The sequence below is a fragment of the Faunimonas pinastri genome, from assembly GCF_900110915.1.
Lineage (GTDB): Bacteria > Pseudomonadota > Alphaproteobacteria > Rhizobiales > Afifellaceae > Faunimonas > Faunimonas pinastri.
Map to the genome: position 1 here is coordinate 154,051 of NZ_FOFG01000006.1, position 17,643 is coordinate 171,693.

Here is a 17,643-nt window from a genome sequence, read left to right on the forward strand (position 1 = left end):
TGAAATCGGATAGAATGGCTGTGATGAACAGCGAGAACGTTGCCCGGCAGCCCGCTCCGGCGAAAGCCCGCAAGACCCGCCGCGTCCTGCGGTGGGCAAGCCGCCTTGTGGCACTCGCGGCCTTCGCCTGCTTCTGCTTCCTGATCGGCGGCTTCTTCGTCTTCGCCGACGGCGTCGTGCATTCCCGTCCGCCCGCCAATCCGCATGCCGACGGTATCGTGGCGCTGACCGGCGGCACGCAGCGCATCGAGGGCGCGGTCTCGCTCCTGGGCAACGGCTCGGCGCGCCGCCTGCTGATCTCTGGCGTCCATACCCGCATCGGCCCCCAGGACCTGGCGGCACGGCATCCCGATCTCGCCGACTTCTACCGCTGCTGCATCGACATCGGCTACGAGGCCCGCAACACGCGCGGGAACGCGCTGGAGACGCGGGACTGGGCGCGCGAGCGCGGCTACAATTCGCTGATCGTGGTGACCAGCGACTACCACATGCCGCGCAGCCTGACCGAGATCGCCCGCGTGCTGCCCGACGTGAAGCTCGTGCCCTACCCCGTGCGCCCCGACGATCTCACGCTCGACGATTGGGCCGCCGACCCCCGGGCCTTCAAGGTGCTCGCGCTGGAATATATGAAATACGTCTGGATCCGCATGGGCGGCTCGGGCACCAGCTTCGACGCGTGACACTATATCTTGTGTCATGCTGCCATCACGACACATAATGACGGACTGAAGAGTGATTCGAACGTAAGTTCCGGTAATCGGAGTTGACGCGCGCTCCTCGCATGTTCTACATTTGTTCCGAGATGGCGCAGCAGGGAGTGTCGTCGTGACCCGGGTTTCGTTCGTACCGACAAGCGCCATCGCGACAGGCATGGCCTCGCGCTATCGCTACTGGTCCGGGCGCTCGGGCCGGCGCTACCTGTTTACCTGCGTGGATGCGGACTGGCTGAAGGATTGCCACGAGGCGATCGCGCTGGAATGCGAGGGCGACCGCATCGTCTGGATCGGCGAGGCGGAAGCCTTTCCTCCGGGCAAGGCGATCGCTGGCGAGGGCGGACGCGGCCTGATCTTCGTTCACCTGTTGGCGAGCGATTCGGTGGAGCGACGGAACGTCATCGACGATCTGGCCGACCTTCTGGATCACGGCGGCGACGGCGGCAACGTGCTGCGCTTCGCGGCCTGACCCGGACGATGCGCGCCGGCTATGCCAGGCGCGCCTCCCTCAGTCTTTTGGCCAGCCTGTCCAGCTTGCGATCCGGCATGCCGAGGCTCGCCAGGTGCTCCGCCGTGTTGACGACGTAGTCGGCGTTCGGGCCGGACTGTCCATGCGCGGAGGAAACGATCGCGAACGCCTCGTCCTCGCCGAGCGCGCCCGCATATTGCTCATGGCTGCGGTCGGCGATGTAGGTGACGGCGCGCACCGCCTCGCCGTTTTCCAGCCGGACATCGCGCATCCGTTCCAGATAGACGCTGGTGACCTGTTCGCGCTCGCGCAGATAGGCGATGACCTTTTCCGCCTCGGCGGCCGCTACGCGGAAAGCAAGACCCCGGCAGGTGCCGCCCCGGTCGAGCCCCAGCACGAGGCCGGGACTTTCCGGCGAGCCGCGATGCACCCATGAGCGGATGCAGAGCGCCCGGTGAAGCCCGATAAGGCGGCCCTGCTGCGCTTCCAGGAAGGAAAATCCCGGGCGCCAGATCAGTGAACCGTAGCCGAAGACCCAGAGATCCGACATCGCTCTTCCTTGACGTGTGCTCGCCTAGCAGCGCAAAGCTCTGCCCGCAAGATCATGACGAGAGCCATGCGCAGAGTTCCCATCATCATTCTCATTGTCGTCCTGGTGCTGGCTGCCGGCTGGTACGTCGCATGGCGCGTGCTCGCCCGGCAGGTGGACGTCGCCGTCTCCGACGCGCTGCATGTGGCGAGCGAGCACGGCTCGCCCATCACCTGCACCGACCGCCGGACCAGCGGCTTTCCGCTGAAGGTGCGGATTTCCTGTTCCGAGACCACCGTATCCGACCAGAAGAGCGGCGTGCAGGCCCGGCTTGCGGGCGTCACCGCGGAAACGGCGATCTACACGCCCAATCGTGTCACCACCGCACTCGCCTCCCCCGCCACCATCACCGTGCCGAACCTTTCCGAGCCGATCCGGGGAGAATGGCAGACCGGCACGCTGACGCTCGACCGCAGGGACGCCGAGATCAGTTCCAGCCGCCTCGACCTCGACACCGCTAAGGTGACCATTTCCGGCTCGGAGATCGTGGCTAAGACGCTGAGCGCACTGGTCGCCCCGGCCCGCGACGAGCAGCGCACCTCGGTCGGCTTCTCCTTTGCCGATGCCTCGCTGCATTCCGGCGACCTGTCCACCCCGGCCATGAACGGCACGGGCTCAGCCATTCTTTCGGTCCCGCCGCAGCGCGTGTTCACCGGCCTTGGCGATCTCCGCTCCACGGGGCTTCAGGTGTCCGCGATCCAGATCGCGGCATCCTCCGGCGACCTCAAGGCCAATATCAGCGGCGACGTGCAGGCCGATCCGGACGGCCAGCTCAATGGGTCGCTGAACGTCGATCTTCTCAGCATCGACGCCCTGCCCGGCTTCATGAAGACGCTGCCGCCGGCCGCCCGGCAGCTCGGCAACACGATGGCCGGCGCGATCCTGATGTTCGCACAGCCGGTGGAGGTGAACGGCGCGCAGGCGCGGCGGCTGCACTTCGACATCCACCGCGGCAAGGTGGCGCTCGGCCCGATCAAGCTCGGACGCGTCGCCCCGCTCTGGTGAGGGCATCCGCTCTGGTGGGGAAGCGCCGGGCGGGAACGCCGCCCGGCACCGTCAAACGGTCTTGGCGGCTGCCGCGCGACCGAAGTCCGGCTCGGCGGTTTCCTGCCCGGCGGCGATGATCCCGCGGCGGATCGCGCGCGTCCGGTTGAAGAGCTCGAACAGCGCGTCGCCGTCGCCCCAGCGGATCGCTCTCTGCAGCGCCGAGAGATCCTCGTTGAAGCGGCCCAGCATCTCCAGCACGGCTTCCTTGTTGTTCAGGAACACATCGCGCCACATGGTGGGATCGGAAGCCGCGATACGGGTGAAATCGCGAAAGCCGCCGGCGGCGAACTTCATCACTTCCGATTCCGTCACCGCTTCCAGGTCAGCGGCGGTTCCGACGATGTTGTAAGCGATCAGATGCGGGACGTGGCTGGTGATCGCCAGCACCATGTCGTGATGCTCGGGCGTCATGGTCTCGACGTTGGAGCCGAGCCCTTCCCAGAAGGCACGCACGCTCGCGAGCGCGGCGGCGTCTGTGCCCTCCGGCGGGGTCAGGATGCACCAACGGCTGCGAAAGAGATCGGCGAAGCCCGCCTCGGGGCCGGAATATTCGGTGCCCGCAACCGGATGGGCGGGCACGAAATGCGCGTGCTCCGGCAGGAAGGGCGTCACCTGGCGGATCACGGCGGCCTTGACCGAGCCGACATCGGAGACGATCGCGCCGGGCTTCAGGACCGGGCCGATCTCCTCCGCCACCGCGCCATAGGCGCCCACCGGCACGGAGGCGATGACGAGGTCCGCGCCCTCCGCCGCTTCCGCCGCGGATAACGTGTAGCGGTCGCCGAGGCCCAGCCGTTCCGCCGCTTCCAGCGTTTCCGGCCGCCGCGTCTGCACGACGATCTCCTCGGCCAGCCCGTATTCGCAGGCGCCGCGCGCGATGGAGGAGCCGATCAGGCCGATGCCGATCAGCGCCAGCCGCTTGATTTTCTCCGGCATCGCGTCAGGCCGCTCCGTTGAGGAAGCTGCGGAGCGCCTCCACGACGCCGCGATTGGCTTCCTCGCTGCCGATGGTCAGGCGAAGCGCATTGGGGAAGCCGTAGCCCCGCATGCCGCGCAGCACATAGCCTTCTCGGCGAAGATGGGCGTCGCCCTCGACCGCGCCCTTGCCCGGCTCGTCGGGGAAGTGGATCAGCAGGAAATTGCCGACGCTAGGCGTCACGCGCATGCCGAGCTTCGTCAGTTCCTCCGTCAGCCACGCGTTCCAGCGATTGTTGTGCTCCACCGAAGCATCCACATGCGCCCGGTCCGCGATCGCGGCCGCGCCCGCCGCGATGGCCGGCGAATTGACGTTGAAGGGGCCGCGCGTGCGGTTCAGCACATCGACGACATGGGCCGGCCCGTAGAGCCAGCCGATGCGCAGGCTCGCCAGACCGAAGATCTTGGAGAAGGTGCGCGTCATCACGACGTTCTCCTGCTCCGCGGCAAGCTCCATGCCGCTCGCATAATCGTTGCGGCGGACATATTCGGCATAGGCGGCGTCGAGGACGAGCAGCACCGTGCGCGGCAAGCCGGCATGCAGGCGCTTCACCTCGTCGAACGGAATGTAGGTGCCGGTCGGATTGTTCGGGTTGGCGAGGAAGACGATGCGCGTGCGATCGGTGACGCGCGCGAGGATCTCGTCCACCATCGCCGTCTCGTCCCGCTCTGGCGCCACCACCGGCTTGCCGCCGACGGAGAGCGTGGAGATGCCGTAGATGGAAAAGGCGTGCTCGGTGTAGATCGCCTCGTCCCCGTCGCCGAGATAGCACTGGGCGAGAAGGTGCAGGAGTTCGTCCGAGCCGTTGCCGCAGACGATGCGGTCCGCGTGGATGCCGTGCACCCTGGCGATGGCCTCGCGGAGGGCTTCCGACGAACCCTCGGGATAATAGTGCAGACGATCGGCGGCAGACTTGTAGGCCTCGATGGCGCGCGGGCTCGGGCCCAGCGGCGTCTCGTTCGCCGAAAGCTTGAACACGCGCTTGGCGGGAGAGCGCTCGTCGCCGGCGACGTAGGCGCTGACGTCGAGAACGCCGGGGCGGGGCTGCGGTCTGCTGAGATCGGTCATGGCTGTCTCACGAGGAAGCGGAAGCCACGCTGTCCGGCGTGGCGGAAGAAAGCTCGGGCGTCCGGTCGACGACGACCCGGATGGGCTGGGCGAACTGGCCGATGGCGAGGACGTCACCCAAGGGGGCGCCAAGCTCGCGGGCAAGGTCGTCGAGCGTCGCGGAAACCTGCAGTTCGAACAGGGTCTCGCCCTCGGCCTCGCCGATCACCCGGCCGCCCAGCGAGGAAATCGCGGCATGCAGACCGTCGCGCGCGGCGGTGGCGAGAAGCTGGACATCGGCAGGGGCCGCATCCTTCAGCGGCGGTCCCACGACATAGGCGGGTAGCGAGGCGGGACGGCCTTCTTCCTCGATAAAGGGCAGGCGCGCGAAGACGCCGGGGCCATCGGGAGCCGTCAGCGAGCGCCACCATCGGCCCTCCGTCTCCAGCGGCACCAGCGCGAGATCCCGCCCCTCGCCTTCCACCAGCGCGATCGCATCGGCGGCGCTGTCGCAGGCGTGGACGGAAACGAAGAAGCCGAAATAGAAGCGGACGAGATCGCGCATGGCGAGCGGATCGGCTGCCGGCGCGGTCGCCACGCCATAGGGCGCCTGCATCGCGGTGAAGGTGCTGATGATCTCGCGCCAGATATGCTCGACGGTGACCAGCGGCAGGTCGCTCTCGTGCCGCAGCACCAGCCGGCGCATCATGTCGGCCTCGCGATCGGGCCGGAAGGCGGCGCCCGGCGCGCTGGTGCCCTTGACGCGGATCAGTTCGGCGATGATCCCGGCCCGCTCGATCAGCGAGCGGTGCACGGTCTCGTCCAGCGCGTCGATGCGCTGACGGATGATCCGAAGCTGATCTGGGGGCGCCCCGTTCATGCGAGCCTTCGCCTTTCGAAATGGAGACCTTAAACCGCGTTCATTAGCCAGCCCCCGGCCGGAAGGCTAGGGAAAGACGAAGAAAATATTGACACGGGGAAAGCCTCGTCCCTAAGCCCCTGAGGGAAGCGAGATCACGAAATGCCCGGAGCCAAGTTGGGATTGATCGAGGAGCAGGCGCGAACGGAAGCGCAGGCACCCACGAGCGCGCTCGCCATGTTCGGGCCGGAGACGCCGCTCAGGCTGGATTCCGGCGTCTCCCTCGCCCCCTTCCAGATCGCGTACCAGACCTACGGCACGCTGAACGCCGACAAGACGAACGCCATCCTGGTCTGCCACGCGCTGACCGGCGACCAGCATGCCGCCAGCGCCAATCCCGTGACGGGCAAGCCCGGCTGGTGGTCGATGATGGTGGGGCCCGGCCGGCCCATCGACACCGACCGCTTCTTCGTCATCTGCTCCAACGTGCTCGGCGGCTGCATGGGCACGACCGGACCGGCGACGACCGACCCGAACACCGGCGAGGTCTACGGGCTGGAACTGCCGGTGATCACCATCGGCGACATGGTGCGCGCGCAGGCCATGCTGGTGGATCACCTCGGCGTCGACGTGCTGCTGGCCGTCGTCGGCGGCTCCATGGGCGGCATGCAGGTGCTGCAATGGGCGGCGAGCTATCCGGAACGCGTGCTGTCGGCCGTGCCGATCGCCACCGGTCCCCGCCATTCCGCGCAGAACATCGCTTTCCACGAGGTCGGGCGGCAGGCGATCATGGCCGATCCCGACTGGTGCGGCGGCAAGTACATCGCCCAGGGGACCAGCCCCCGCAAGGGGTTGGCCGTCGCGCGCATGGCCGCGCACATCACCTACCTGTCCGAGGAAGCGCTGCACAACAAGTTCGGCCGCGAACTGCAGGACCGCTCGGCGCTGACCTTCGGCTTCGACGCCGATTTCCAGATCGAGTCCTATCTGCGCTACCAGGGCATGACCTTCGTCGATCGCTTCGACGCGAATTCGTATCTCTACATGACGCGGGCGATGGACTATTTCGACCTCGCCGCCCAGCATGGCGGCACGCTGGCGAACGCCTTCCGCAACACGAAGACCCGTTTCTGCGTGGTGTCCTTCACCTCCGACTGGCTGTTCCCGACTTCGGAGAACCGCACCATCGTCCATGCGCTGAACGCGGCGGCGGCCAACGTTTCCTTCGTGGAGATCGAGACCGACCGCGGCCACGACGCCTTCCTGCTGGACATGCCGGAGATGTTCGCCACCGTGCGCGGCTTCCTCAACGCGTCCGCGCGACGCCGGGGTCTCTGATGAGCGAGATGCAAAGCGTGGTGAACACGGTCGACCAGGCGCGCGTCGATCTGCAGGTCATTTCCGATTTCGTGACGCCGGGCGCGCGGGTGCTCGATGTCGGCTGCGGCAACGGCGACCTGCTGGCGCGGCTGGAAGCGGAGAAGAACGTCGACGGGCGCGGCGTGGAGCTTTCGCAGAAGGGCGTGAACGAAGCGGTGGCGCGGGGTCTCTCGGTGATCCAGGGCGACGCGGACCACGATCTCGCGACCTATCCCGACGATGCCTTCGACTTCGTGATCCTGAGCCAGACGTTGCAGGCGACCTATGCGCCCAAGGTCGTGCTGGAAGCCCTGCTGCGGATCGGTAAGAAGACCATCGTCTCCTTCCCCAATTTCGGGCACTGGAAGGTGCGCGGCCAGTTCATGCTGTACGGCCGCATGCCGATCACCCACGACCTGCCGTACCATTGGTACGACACGCCCAACATCCACTTCTGCACGGTGCTCGATTTCCGCGCTCTGGTGAGGGAAGTGGGCGCGGAAATCGAGCAGACCGTGGCGCTCTATGGCGACGGGCGACGGCTCGGCGGCTCCTCGTCCTGGGGCTACTGGAACGCCTTTTCCAAGCAGGCGGTGTTTCTGCTGTCGAAGCCCTAGAGCCCGGCTCCCCGCGTCCGGTCCTGGATCCGGGACTGCATCTGGGTTTCGACGGCCGCCTTGTCGATCACGGACCAGACCCGCACGATTTGCCGGTCCCGGAATTCGTAGAACACGTTCTCGGAAAAGCGTATCCGCGTTCCATCGACGGGCACGCCCAGGAACGTCCCGACGGGCGTGCAATCGAAAGCCAGGCGGCTGGCGATGACCGGCGGCTCGGACACCAGCAACTCGATGTGGAACTGGAGGTCCGGGATTTCGCGGAAGTCCCGTTCCAGCATCCTGCGGTATCCCGAGAGCCCGATCCGCTCGCCGTTGTAGCAGACATCGTCGTGGACGGAGTTGCCGAGGTTGTCCCAGTCCTGCCGGTTCAGGCAGGCGATGTACTCCCGGTAGAGATCGGCCAGCCCGGCGCTCGTCACGATGTCTGCTCCTTGTCCGGGTCGATGAGAAGCGGGGCGGCATGCGCCTTCGTGCGGTGCAGCCCGGCAAGCCCGGAGGGCTGGAGCACCGGGCGGAGCGCCGGCGAGAGCACGCGGCGGGAACGCACCCGCACGCCCTGGATGTTGCGCTTGGTGGCGCGGGCGCAGATCACGCCGGAAAAGGCTGGCCAGGTCCGCTGCCCGGCCCGGTCCAGCGTGCCGGAAATCGCCAGCATGGAGCGATGACTGAAGGGAGGCATATGGAGCGCGGTCGCCCAGGCTTCCGCCTCGAACCCGGCTTCGGCGAAAAGCGAGCGAAGCTGGCCGCGCGAATAAGGCTGGCCGAAGCCGAAGGGCGAGATGTCGAAGCGCGACCAGGCGCCCTGCCGGTTCGGCACCACAACGATGAGCTTGCCGCCAATGGTCAGCACGCGACGCGCCTCCGCCATCAGCGCCAGCGGCTTCGGCGACATTTCCAGCGCATGCACGATCAGCACGCAGTCCATGCTCTGGTCCGGCAGCGGCAGCGCGTCCTCTTCCACCAGCGCGGTCACCGAGGGGCCTTCCGGCGGCCAGTCGAGCACGCCCTGCCCCGCCGGCATGAAGGCCAGCACGCGTTCGCAATTGCCCCTGAGCCGGCCGAGATAGGGCGTGGCGAAGCCGAAGCCGAGCACCCGCGCTTTCGGGTCCGGCGGCATCAGCGCGGAAACCGCCGCCTCCACGCTGCGCGCCACGACACGGCCGAGCAGGCTGGAATAGAAATCCCGGATGTCGATGATGTCGAGATACATGCGTCGAATGCGGCTCCGGTCCGGTGAAGGACTGCAACGGGAGGTCTACAACGGCCCGTTGCCGCCCTATAAAGAACGGAGCTTACCGATCCCGCAACATCCTCCCCGCAGGAGTCCGCCTCATGACGCAGTTCCAGATCGTCCAGTTCATGGCCCGCAAGGACAATTTCGCGGTCCTGCTGCACGACGAGGACACCTCGGCCACCATCGCCATCGATGCGCCCGAGGCTGCCGCCATCCAGGAGCAGCTCCGGGCGCGCGGCTGGGAACTCACCCACATCCTCGTCACCCACAAGCATGCCGACCACGTAGAGGGTATCCCGGCGCTCCGCGACGCCTATCCCGGCCTGCAGGTGATCGGACCGGAAAAGAGCTCCGACCTCGGGCTCTACGACGAGGTGGTGGAGGACGACCAGCGCTTCGAGCTGGCCGGCGCGGAGTTCCAGGTGATCGCCACGCCGGGCCATACGCTGGACCACGTCTGCTACTACCTGCCGGGCCAGCAGCTCGCCTTCACCGCCGATACGCTGTTCGCGCTGGGCTGCGGCCGCATATTCGAGGGCACGCCCGCGATGATGTGGGACTCGCTGCAGAAGCTGCGCGCGCTGCCGGACGACACCGCCGTCTATTGCGGCCACGAATACACGCTGGCCAACGCCTTGTTCGCCCGCACGGTCGATCCCGACAACGACGCGCTGCGCGACCGGCTGGACGAGGTACAGCGCCTTTGCGAGGCGGGCGAGGCGACGCTGCCGACCACCATCGGCGAGGAAAAGCGGTTGAACCCCTATCTCCGGCCGGACGACCCGGATATCCGCCGCACGCTCGGGCTGGAAGATGCCACCGACGAGGAAGTCTTCGCCGAGATCCGCGCCCGCAAGGACCGGTTCTGATGGACGGGCTGCCGGAGCGGCCGCTTTCCGCCAGGGAGGTGATCCGCCTCCTGGATCTGGAGCCGCATCCGGAGGGCGGCGCCTATCGCCAGACCTTCCAGGATGAAAACGGCCCGGACGGACGTCCGCGCTCCACCGCGATCCATTACCTGCTGGCGGAAGGTCAGGTTTCCGCCTGGCACCGGATCGACGCGGTCGAGATCTGGCATTTCCATGCGGGGGCACCGCTCGCTCTTTCGCTCGCGGGCGGCGACGATGCGCATGCCGAGCGGCATATGCTCGGCCCGGACCTGCGACTGGGCGAGCGGCCGCAGGTCATCGTGCCGCGACGACACTGGCAGTCTGCCGTCAGCACCGGCGAATGGACGCTGGTCAGTTGCACGGTCGCGCCGGGTTTCCGGTTCGAGGGCTTTGAACTGGCGCCGGACGGCTGGGAGCCCGGCATGGGCGATCCCGGCCGGTTTGCTCCGGCGGAAGCCTAGCGTCGTGAACCACAAGCGCGTTCAGCGAACCGTCTCGGGACCATCTGGTAGAGATCTCAGGTAATCCGCAATCGCGCTGGACGTCGCCGCTGCGCCTTCGGCGTCCACGCTCGGCAGGCCCATGTGCGCGGATGCTACGTCGGTGAGGCAGGCGGCCGCCGCGCTCTTCGAGTGACCGTGGGAGATCATACTGACGACGTGGAGCAGGTAACAACTCGTCCGCGCATCCCTCGTCGGGCAAGCCTTCGTCATCCGCCAGTCCGATCGGGTCCCGGAGATTCCAGCCAATGTCACGCAGGTGAGAGCTGTACCGGGTAGCGGGTCATGCTCAAGGCATAGCTCTGTACGCAGCTTCCAACCATCTGCGCTTTTCATCTGCGTTGCTTATTGATGCAGGCTTTCAATAACCGACACGACCCGGCCGACTTGATACGTGATCGAGCCGCTGCAACCCAACAAGCTCGAAGCTGAAGCCCTCCGCCGCGTGGCCACTGCTAGAAAGAGCCCGCGGCCAGCCTCCTCACTAAATCCAGCTCGCCGCGATGCGGCTGTGGCTCTGAGCTCAAGAATCTTCGATCTAGGCGGTCGTTGCAGCCGGCTCGGCGGCGCGCTTCCGGATCAGCATGTCGCGCGAGGCCAGCACGGCTCCGGCGCTGATGAGCAGCGCCGCGACCGCCAGCGCCGCGGTGACCTGCCCGAAGCCGGCAAGGATCAGGATCAATGTGGAAAGCAGCGGCGCGACATAGCTTGCCGCGCCCAGCACCTGAATGTTGCCGCGCTTGACGCCGAAATCCCAGACATAGAACGCCGCGCCCACCGGCAGCGCACCGAGGCCCAGGATCGCCAGCCATTGCCCCCCGCCCTGCGGCCAGACGGTGATCTCGAAAAGCATATGGCAGAGCGCGCTGAGTAGCGCAGTGGCGAGGCAGAAGGCGGCGACCACGGCGGTCGGCACGGCGGCGAAGCGGCGGGAGAGGACGGAATAGGCCGCCCAGGTGAAGGCCGCCGCCAGCGCCGATCCGTAACCCAGCAGGTTACCGCCGCCGAAGCCTGTCGCGGACGCCCGGCCGCCGATGATCAGCACCGTTCCGGCGAGGCCGAGCAGCGCCCCGGCGATGTGGTACCAGCGCAGCCTCTCGCCCGGCAGCAGCGAGGAAAAGAGCACGATCAGCAGCGGCCAGAGATAGCAGATCAGCCCCGCCTCGACCGGGCGTGCGTTGCGCAATGCGGTGAAGTAGAGCGCGTGGTAGCCGAAGAGCCCGGCGATGCCGGTGAGCCACACCGGCAGCGGCTGGCGAAGCTCGCGCCAGCGTCCGCCCGCCGCGATCCAGACCACGCCGAGCGCGCCGCCGATGGCGAACGTCATCGCCGCCAGCTGGAACGGCGGCACGGTCCCGCTCGCGGCCGTGAAGACGGCCAGCAGTGACCACATGAGGATTGCGGAAAAGCCGATCAGGGTTGCCGAAGCGCGCGTCATGAGCCCGAGCCGATTGAACGGTTCAGGCATAAGGGCAAAGCCCGCGTGGCGGAAGACGCGGTTTTGAGGCAGGCCAGTCAGGAGCGACCGTCGGTGCAGAGATCCTGTTTCTTGCCGAAATGCAGGGCGATCGCCCGGTTTATCTCCGCGCCCCAGAGCGAGATCACCGCCAGGATATAGAGGAAGAACAGGAGGGCGATCGTGCCGGCCAGACCCGCATAGGTGGCGGAGAAATTGGAGATGCGGCTCAGATAGATGCCGAAGGCCTGACCCGCGAGCCACCAGAGCGCCAGCGTCATGACAACGCCCGGCGCGATCTGCTTGAGATGCCGCTCCCGCGCCGTCAGGAACAGGTGCATGCTGGCGATCATCACGCCGAGGATGACCAGGAGCAGCAGGTGGCGGCCCACCGTGATCAGCCCGCTATAGATCGAGATGTGCGGGAAGTAAGGCTCCACCATGGCCAGCCACACCGGCAAGGCGATGGCGAGCACGCTGATCGCGATCAGGAAGAAGATGCCGCCGAAAACGAAAAGCAGGCTTGAAAGCCGCTTGCGGAAGATGTTCCGCCGATCCTGGCAGCCATAGGCGCGGTTCAGCCCGTCGCGGATCGACTCGATACCGCTGGTGATGGACAGCAGCGTCCCGAGCAGGCCGAAGGTCAGGAAGCTGCCCTGCTGGTGCGTGGCCAGCACCGCCTTGAGCTGCGGCTCGATCGACTGGGCCATGTAGCTCGGCATGGCGGAAAAGGCTTCCCGGGTCAGGAAGTCGGCGAGATCGGCGCCGCCGAGCGCGGCGGCCAGACCGACCATGAAGAGCAGGAACGGGAATATGGCGAAGACGAGCGAGTAGGCGATGGCGCTGGCGACCATCAGCCCGTCATGCTTGTTCAGCCCCTCGTAGGATTCGTAGCCCACATCCCAGACAGGCTTGATGAAGCGCCAGGCCTGGCGGAGAAGGCCGCGCCCACCGGTACGATGATCAGGCTGGACGTCGGACGTGCTCATGCGGGGCTAACGACTCATCGAAGCGGCCGGTTCCGGGATCCGCCCTCTCATCGCCGTGATGTCATCACAGTCCCGCCGGAGAGGTAAACGTCGGCCCTCGCCCGAAATCGGCCATTGACCGCCGCCGGTGATGCGCCCCTCGATCCTTGGCCCCTCGACCCTTTGCCTGTCAACCATTGGCCCCGTCACCCATTCGCCATGTACTGCCCGCCATTGACGGAGAGCACCGCGCCGGTCACGAACGAAGCCTGATCGGAGGCGAGATAGGCGACGAGGGAAGCGACCTCATCGGCGGTGCCCAGCCGCCCGGTCGGGATCGTGCTGAGGATCTGCTCCAGCGCCCGCTCCGGCACGCCGGCCACCATCTCGGTCTCGATATAGCCGGGACAGATGCAGTTGACCGTGACCCCGTTGCGCGCGCTTTCCAGCGCCAGCGCCTTGGTAAAGCCGATCATGCCCGCCTTGGACGCCGCATAATGGGCCTGTCCGATCTGCCCCTTCTGGCCGTTGATGGAGGAGATGTTGACGATCCGTCCGAAGCCCCGGTCGCGCATGCCCTGGATCACCGGTCGCGTCATGGCGAAGACGGAATCGAGATTGGTGCGCATCACCTCAGACCAGGTTTCCGCGCTCATCTTGTGGAACCAGCCGTCGCGGCTCACCCCGGCATTGTTGACCAGGATCTCCACCGGCCCGAGATCCGCCTCCACTTCCGCTATGCCGCGGGCGGACGCCTCGAAATCGGCGGCGTCCCAGCGATAGACCGGGATGCCGGTTTCGGCGTGGAAGGCCCCGGCCCGCTCGGCATTGCCGACATAGGTCGCCGCCGTCCGGTGTCCCGCCGCCTGCAGGGCCATGGCGATCGCCGCGCCGATCCCCCGCGTGCCGCCGCTCACCAGTGCAACCTTCGTCATCTTGTCATCCGGCGGTCCGCGCCGCCGGTCCTCCCTGCTCAGGCCGAAGCGCTTCTTCTATCCTCGTGCGACGCACATTGCGATGCCCATGCCGCCGCCGATGCAGAGGGTAGCCATGCCTTTTCCGGCATCGCGCCGCTTCATCTCGTAGAGCAGCGTCGTCAGGATACGGGCTCCGGATGCGCCGATCGGATGGCCGATGGCGATCGCCCCGCCATTGACGTTGACCCGCTCCGGGTCCAGCGCCAGCTCCCGGCTGACGGCGCAGGCCTGGGCGGCAAAAGCCTCGTTGGCCTCCACGAGGTCGAGATCGCCGACGTTCCAGCCCGCCTTCGCGAGCGCCCGCCGCGCGGCCGGGATCGGCCCCGTTCCCATCAGCGCGGGATCGACGCCGGCCGTGGCCCACGACGCGATGCGGGCCAGCGGCTCCAGCCCGCGCCGCGACGCCTCCCCCGCCTCCATCAGCACCAGCGCGGCCGCGCCGTCATTGATGCCGGACGCATTGGCCGCCGTCACCGTCCCGTCGGGATCGAAAGCGGGGCGAAGCTTCGCCACGCCTTCCAGCGTGGAACCCGGGCGGATATGCTCGTCCTCGATGACTCTCTGCTCGCTTTTCCGGCTCGTCACCAAGATCTCGACGATCTCGTCGCGGAAGCGCCCGGCGGCGCGCGCGGCACCCGCCTTGGCGTGCGAGGCCACGGCGAAGGCATCCTGCTCCTCCCGCCCGATCCGCCACTTGCGCGCGACGTTCTCCGCCGTCACGCCCATGTGGTAGCCGTTGAAGGCGTCGATCAGCCCGTCCTTCAGCATCGTGTCGACCATGGTGAAGTCGCCCATGCGGTGGCCGGTGCGAAGCTGCGCCGCATGGGGAGCCCGCGACATGGATTCCTGCCCGCCCGCCACGATCACCGAAGCATCGCCGGCGGCGATCTGCTGCATGCCGACAGCGACGGCGCGAAGTCCCGAGCCGCACATCTGGTTGAGGCTCCAGGCGGTCCGTTCCGCCGGAATGCCGGCCGCCATGGCCGCCTGCCGCGCCGGGTTCTGTCCCTGCGCCGCCGTCAGCACCTGGCCGAGGATCACCTCGTCCACCTCGCCCGGTTCGATCCCGGCGCGCACGAGCGCCGCCTCGATCGCGGCGGCGCCCAGACGATGCGCCGCAACGGACGACAGGGCGCCTCCGAACGAGCCCACCGGCGTGCGGGCGGCGCTGACGATTACGATCTCGGCCAAGAGGGGCTCCGTGCAGCATCGAGCGGTCGTTTCGCGCCGGAAAAGGTTTTCAGCGGCGTCGGACTTTTGCGTCCGCTCAATTCCATGATGGTCCAAAACATAGGCATCTGCAAAAATGCTGGCCAGCCGGTCCGGTTCTTCCTATCCTCCGGCGATCTTGCTCTTCTGGTGGGCGGGAGGGTGGAGTCTGGCTGCCAATGCCGAGCGACAATCCTATAATCATCAAGAAATATGCGAACCGCCGCCTCTATCATACAGGAACCTCGGCCTATGTGACCCTGGAAGATCTGGCCCGGCTGGTTAAGAACGGGGAAGACTTTCTCGTTCAGGACGCCAAGACCGGCGAGGACATCACGCGCTCGGTGCTTGGGCAGATCATCTTCGAGCACGAGAACCGCGGCAACAACGGCAGTCTCCTGCCCATCGCCTTTCTCCGGCAGCTGATCCAGTTCTACGGCGACAGCATGCAGGCGATCCTGCCGAGCTATCTGGAAAGCTCGCTGGCCACCTTCACCCGCGACCAGGAGAAGCTTCGCGAGCATCTTTCCAAGTCGCTGCAGGAAAACCCGCTTGGCCTCATGGAAGAGCAGGCGCGCCGAAACATGGAGCTTTTCTCCGAGGCCATGCGGATGTGGATGCCTTTCCCGCCCAAGCCCGAGGGTTCGCGCCCCGGCACCTCCGAGCGAAACGGCAAGGATGGCGGGAAGACCCAGCGCGCGGATACGGAAAAGCGCGAGGCCGAGCGCGACGGCGAGATCGAGGCGCTGAAGAAGCAGCTCCAGGATATCCAGAAGACCCTTGAAGGCATCGCCGGCCGGCAGAAGGCCTGACCCGCTCCCCTCAGAGTTCGCGATCATCGACGGAGCCGTGCCCACCCTGAGCGCCGCCCAGAGCGGTCACCGGAGCGGCCAGGGACGCGGCCGCCGGTGCGGCCACGGGCCTGCCGGTGTGGAACCCCTGGAGATAGTCGATCCCGAGTTCTGTGAGTTCGCGAGCGCTGGCCGCGTCCTCCACCATCTCCGCCACCGTTTCCAGGTCGAGGCTGCGCGCCAGTTCGTGCAGCATCTTGACGAAAAGGCGGTCCTTTTCCGTGCTCGCCAGCTGGCGGATGAAGCTGCCGTCGATCTTCAGGATATTGACGGGGAGCAGCTTGAGATTGCGGAACGAGGTATAGCCCGCGCCGAAATCGTCGATCGCCACCCGGCAGCCGAGACGGCGCACGCGCAACACGAAATCGCGCACCGCATCGATATCCTCGATCAGGCTGGTTTCCGTGATCTCGATGATGATGCGGTCGGCCAGTTCCGGCGAGCGCTGCAGGTTCTGCTCGAAGGCGGCGACCCAGCCGGGCTGGCGCGTGCTTTCGGCCGAAAGGTTGAAGGACAGCGTCGTCCCGCGCTCCCGGCGCAGGATCTCGAAGACCATGTCCTGCACGCGGAAATCAATCATCCGCATCAGGCCCAGCGATTCCGCCACCGCGATGGCGTCGCCCATGGGAATCAGCGTGCCCTCCTCGTCCACCAGCCGAAGCAGGCATTCCTCGAAGGCGATGCTGCGGTCGCGCGAGCGCACGACGGGCTGGCGCACAAGGGTGAGGGTGTTCTCGTGCAGCGCCTTGGACAGCAGGCGCGCGATCGCCGCCTGCCCCAGTTTTTTCCGATGCTGGCTCTGCCGTTCGGTGTGGATCACGAAGTGGCCGGAGCCCTTCAGCTTGGCGCCCCGCTGGGCCTCGCGCACCAGCGACAGCGCCTCGTCGACGCTGCGCGCGGCCGTCGGGATCATCACCGCGCCGGTGGAAATGCGCGGGCTCGCGGGACCGGCAGCCGTCGCGAAATTCTGCTGCGCCAGGATCGTGGTGATACGACCGATCGCGGCATTCGCCTCCGGCTCGTTGGCGACGCGCAGGACCAGGCCGAGCTCGCCGTCGGAAATCCAGCCCGCGACATCGCCACTGCGCAGTGACGCGGTGAGCGCACGCGCCAGCGCGGCCTCCACCTCCTCCTCCGCATCGGCATCATAGACCTCGGAGATGGAGGTCAGGTTGTCGATGGACAGAAGCGCGAAGACGTAGAGCGAATGATAGTGGTGGGCGACCGCAAGCGTGCCTTCCAGGAGCTTCAGGAACTCGCGGCGTCGCGGCAATGCGGCGCCGGACTTGGGCAGGATCAGAGCCGGACGGTTGCGCTCGGTGCGGATCACCCCGCGCGCCAGATAGGGCGTGCCCTGCGCATCGCCGTACCAGATGCCGCGATCGTTCACCCAGACGGTACGCTGGTCGGAATTGGAGGGAAGGCGAAGGCCGTAATCGATATCGAAAGCGACGCCGCGACCGTAATCGACGCCGAGGCCGTTGCGCACGGCCTGGTTTCGGTCGGTCAGGCTCTGCGGATCGACGCAGGCCTCGAAGCCCGCGCCGGTTTCGAGCGGGGCGATATCCGGCAGTCCGAAGATGTCGGCGGCATTGGCGGCCCAGCGGATGCGGTCCGTCTCCAGATCCCACTCGTACATGGTCTCGCCGACCGCGCTGAGGATCGTGAAGGCGCTGGCGCCCGGCTGCTCGGCGCGCTCCGACCGGTCGCCGGCAGCGAGAACCGGCGTCAGATCCGGGACGTAATCCTCTTCGGGCACGGGTGACACGGCCGACGCCTCAATCAAGTTCCCAGGCCCCTCTTTGCATGAGCCCTTTGCGAATCGCTCGCCTTCTAGGTTCTCCCACCAGTCATGAAAGCAATCTTAACGTCGCCCAGA

The 17,643-nt window shown here is 66.8% G+C and carries 19 protein-coding genes; 8 read left to right on the plus strand and 11 right to left on the minus strand.

Annotation, left to right across the window (positions count from 1 at the left end; genetic code table 11):
• Positions 1-14: 14 nt before the first annotated feature.
• Together BMY25_RS20780 and BMY25_RS10075 are read left to right on the plus strand one after the other, a co-directional pair.
• A complete protein-coding gene (locus BMY25_RS20780; RefSeq protein ID WP_177176808.1) occupies positions 15-680 on the plus strand; it encodes a YdcF family protein in 666 nt (221 codons plus the stop codon).
• A 145-nt stretch (positions 681-825) separates the two neighbouring features.
• Positions 826-1,182: a hypothetical protein gene (locus BMY25_RS10075; RefSeq protein WP_143061929.1), complete on the plus strand. Its 357-nt coding sequence runs from the start codon at positions 826-828 to the stop codon at positions 1,180-1,182.
• Positions 1,183-1,201: 19 nt separating this feature from the next.
• On the opposite strand, the gene BMY25_RS10080 is transcribed toward BMY25_RS10075, so the two are convergent.
• Positions 1,202-1,732 carry a gamma-glutamylcyclotransferase gene (locus tag BMY25_RS10080; protein ID WP_092496505.1) on the minus strand — a complete coding sequence of 177 codons (531 nt, stop codon included), beginning with the start codon at positions 1,730-1,732 and terminating at the stop codon, positions 1,202-1,204.
• A 66-nt stretch (positions 1,733-1,798) separates the two neighbouring features.
• On the opposite strand from BMY25_RS10080, the gene BMY25_RS10085 reads away from it, so the two are divergent.
• A complete protein-coding gene (locus BMY25_RS10085) occupies positions 1,799-2,776 on the plus strand; it encodes a DUF2125 domain-containing protein (protein ID WP_177176809.1) in 978 nt (325 codons plus the stop codon).
• A gap of 51 nt (positions 2,777-2,827) precedes the next feature.
• Here the strand turns inward: BMY25_RS10085 and BMY25_RS10090 are convergent, their stop codons facing one another.
• From BMY25_RS10090 to BMY25_RS10100, 3 genes are read right to left on the minus strand one after another with little or no spacing between them, the layout of a single operon-like run.
• Positions 2,828-3,754 carry a prephenate/arogenate dehydrogenase family protein gene (locus BMY25_RS10090; RefSeq protein ID WP_092496507.1) on the minus strand — a complete coding sequence of 309 codons (927 nt, stop codon included), beginning with the start codon at positions 3,752-3,754 and terminating at the stop codon, positions 2,828-2,830.
• 4 nt (positions 3,755-3,758) lie between these two features.
• Positions 3,759-4,862: a histidinol-phosphate transaminase gene (hisC, locus tag BMY25_RS10095; protein WP_092496508.1), complete on the minus strand. Its 1,104-nt coding sequence runs from the start codon at positions 4,860-4,862 to the stop codon at positions 3,759-3,761.
• Positions 4,863-4,869: 7 nt separating this feature from the next.
• Positions 4,870-5,721, minus strand: coding sequence for a chorismate mutase (locus BMY25_RS10100; protein ID WP_092496509.1), 852 nt, complete (start codon positions 5,719-5,721; stop codon positions 4,870-4,872).
• A 141-nt stretch (positions 5,722-5,862) separates the two neighbouring features.
• On the opposite strand from BMY25_RS10100, the gene metX reads away from it, so the two are divergent.
• Positions 5,863-7,038, plus strand: coding sequence for a homoserine O-acetyltransferase MetX (gene metX / locus BMY25_RS10105; protein WP_092496510.1), 1,176 nt, complete (start codon positions 5,863-5,865; stop codon positions 7,036-7,038).
• A complete protein-coding gene (metW, locus tag BMY25_RS10110) occupies positions 7,038-7,676 on the plus strand; it encodes a methionine biosynthesis protein MetW (RefSeq protein ID WP_092496511.1) in 639 nt (212 codons plus the stop codon). The genes metX and metW overlap by 1 nt, the downstream gene beginning before the upstream one ends.
• On the opposite strand, the gene BMY25_RS10115 is transcribed toward metW, so the two are convergent.
• Together BMY25_RS10115 and BMY25_RS10120 are read right to left on the minus strand one after the other, a co-directional pair.
• Positions 7,673-8,098, minus strand: a complete 426-nt coding sequence (locus BMY25_RS10115; protein ID WP_092496512.1) for an ester cyclase — start codon at positions 8,096-8,098, stop codon at positions 7,673-7,675. The genes metW and BMY25_RS10115 overlap by 4 nt on opposite strands.
• On the minus strand, positions 8,095-8,889 hold the full coding sequence (locus tag BMY25_RS10120) for a class I SAM-dependent methyltransferase (RefSeq protein ID WP_092496513.1): 795 nt from the start codon (positions 8,887-8,889) through the stop codon (positions 8,095-8,097). Before BMY25_RS10120 ends, BMY25_RS10115 begins: the two co-directional genes overlap by 4 nt.
• Positions 8,890-9,011: 122 nt before the next feature.
• Here BMY25_RS10120 and gloB point away from each other — a divergent pair, with 122 nt between their 5' ends.
• Positions 9,012-9,782 (plus strand): hydroxyacylglutathione hydrolase, encoded by a 771-nt coding sequence (gene gloB / locus BMY25_RS10125; RefSeq protein ID WP_092496514.1) that lies wholly within the window; start codon positions 9,012-9,014, stop codon positions 9,780-9,782.
• Positions 9,782-10,264 (plus strand): cupin domain-containing protein, encoded by a 483-nt coding sequence (locus BMY25_RS10130; protein WP_092496515.1) that lies wholly within the window; start codon positions 9,782-9,784, stop codon positions 10,262-10,264. The genes gloB and BMY25_RS10130 overlap by 1 nt, the downstream gene beginning before the upstream one ends.
• A gap of 577 nt (positions 10,265-10,841) precedes the next feature.
• Here BMY25_RS10130 and yddG read toward each other — a convergent pair.
• The 4 genes from yddG to BMY25_RS10155 all read right to left on the minus strand — a co-directional run bounded on the left by yddG (position 10,842) and on the right by BMY25_RS10155 (position 14,895).
• Complete coding sequence (gene yddG, locus BMY25_RS10140; protein WP_092496575.1) at positions 10,842-11,741, minus strand: aromatic amino acid exporter YddG; 900 nt, start codon at positions 11,739-11,741, stop codon at positions 10,842-10,844.
• A gap of 77 nt (positions 11,742-11,818) precedes the next feature.
• On the minus strand, positions 11,819-12,748 hold the full coding sequence (locus BMY25_RS10145; protein WP_092496517.1) for a YihY/virulence factor BrkB family protein: 930 nt from the start codon (positions 12,746-12,748) through the stop codon (positions 11,819-11,821).
• Between the two features lie 185 nt (positions 12,749-12,933).
• Positions 12,934-13,662, minus strand: coding sequence for an acetoacetyl-CoA reductase (gene phbB, locus BMY25_RS10150; protein WP_092496518.1), 729 nt, complete (start codon positions 13,660-13,662; stop codon positions 12,934-12,936).
• Positions 13,663-13,719: 57 nt separating this feature from the next.
• Positions 13,720-14,895 carry an acetyl-CoA C-acetyltransferase gene (locus tag BMY25_RS10155; protein WP_092496576.1) on the minus strand — a complete coding sequence of 392 codons (1,176 nt, stop codon included), beginning with the start codon at positions 14,893-14,895 and terminating at the stop codon, positions 13,720-13,722.
• A gap of 197 nt (positions 14,896-15,092) precedes the next feature.
• Between BMY25_RS10155 and phaR the strand changes: the two genes are divergently transcribed.
• A complete protein-coding gene (gene phaR / locus BMY25_RS10160) occupies positions 15,093-15,725 on the plus strand; it encodes a polyhydroxyalkanoate synthesis repressor PhaR (RefSeq protein WP_092496519.1) in 633 nt (210 codons plus the stop codon).
• Positions 15,726-15,735: 10 nt separating this feature from the next.
• On the opposite strand, the gene BMY25_RS10165 is transcribed toward phaR, so the two are convergent.
• Positions 15,736-17,532 carry an EAL domain-containing protein gene (locus tag BMY25_RS10165; protein WP_143061930.1) on the minus strand — a complete coding sequence of 599 codons (1,797 nt, stop codon included), beginning with the start codon at positions 17,530-17,532 and terminating at the stop codon, positions 15,736-15,738.
• Positions 17,533-17,643 lie beyond the last annotated feature (111 nt).

Bases quoted from the DNA above. Each gene is read 5' to 3' on its own strand.
- BMY25_RS20780 (WP_177176808.1), top strand. From the start codon at position 15: ATGGCTGTGATGAACAGCGAGAACGTTGCCCGGCAGCCCGCTCCGGCG.
- BMY25_RS10080 (WP_092496505.1), bottom strand. From the start codon at position 1,732: ATGTCGGATCTCTGGGTCTTCGGCTACGGTTCACTGATCTGGCGCCCG.
- BMY25_RS10085 (WP_177176809.1), top strand. From the start codon at position 1,799: ATGCGCAGAGTTCCCATCATCATTCTCATTGTCGTCCTGGTGCTGGCT.
- BMY25_RS10090 (WP_092496507.1), bottom strand. From the start codon at position 3,754: ATGCCGGAGAAAATCAAGCGGCTGGCGCTGATCGGCATCGGCCTGATC.
- hisC (WP_092496508.1), bottom strand. From the start codon at position 4,862: ATGACCGATCTCAGCAGACCGCAGCCCCGCCCCGGCGTTCTCGACGTC.
- BMY25_RS10100 (WP_092496509.1), bottom strand. From the start codon at position 5,721: ATGAACGGGGCGCCCCCAGATCAGCTTCGGATCATCCGTCAGCGCATC.
- metX (WP_092496510.1), top strand. From the start codon at position 5,863: ATGCCCGGAGCCAAGTTGGGATTGATCGAGGAGCAGGCGCGAACGGAA.
- metW (WP_092496511.1), top strand. From the start codon at position 7,038: ATGAGCGAGATGCAAAGCGTGGTGAACACGGTCGACCAGGCGCGCGTC.
- BMY25_RS10120 (WP_092496513.1), bottom strand. From the start codon at position 8,889: ATGTATCTCGACATCATCGACATCCGGGATTTCTATTCCAGCCTGCTC.
- gloB (WP_092496514.1), top strand. From the start codon at position 9,012: ATGACGCAGTTCCAGATCGTCCAGTTCATGGCCCGCAAGGACAATTTC.
- BMY25_RS10130 (WP_092496515.1), top strand. From the start codon at position 9,782: ATGGACGGGCTGCCGGAGCGGCCGCTTTCCGCCAGGGAGGTGATCCGC.
- yddG (WP_092496575.1), bottom strand. From the start codon at position 11,741: ATGACGCGCGCTTCGGCAACCCTGATCGGCTTTTCCGCAATCCTCATG.
- BMY25_RS10145 (WP_092496517.1), bottom strand. From the start codon at position 12,748: ATGAGCACGTCCGACGTCCAGCCTGATCATCGTACCGGTGGGCGCGGC.
- phbB (WP_092496518.1), bottom strand. From the start codon at position 13,662: ATGACGAAGGTTGCACTGGTGAGCGGCGGCACGCGGGGGATCGGCGCG.
- phaR (WP_092496519.1), top strand. From the start codon at position 15,093: ATGCCGAGCGACAATCCTATAATCATCAAGAAATATGCGAACCGCCGC.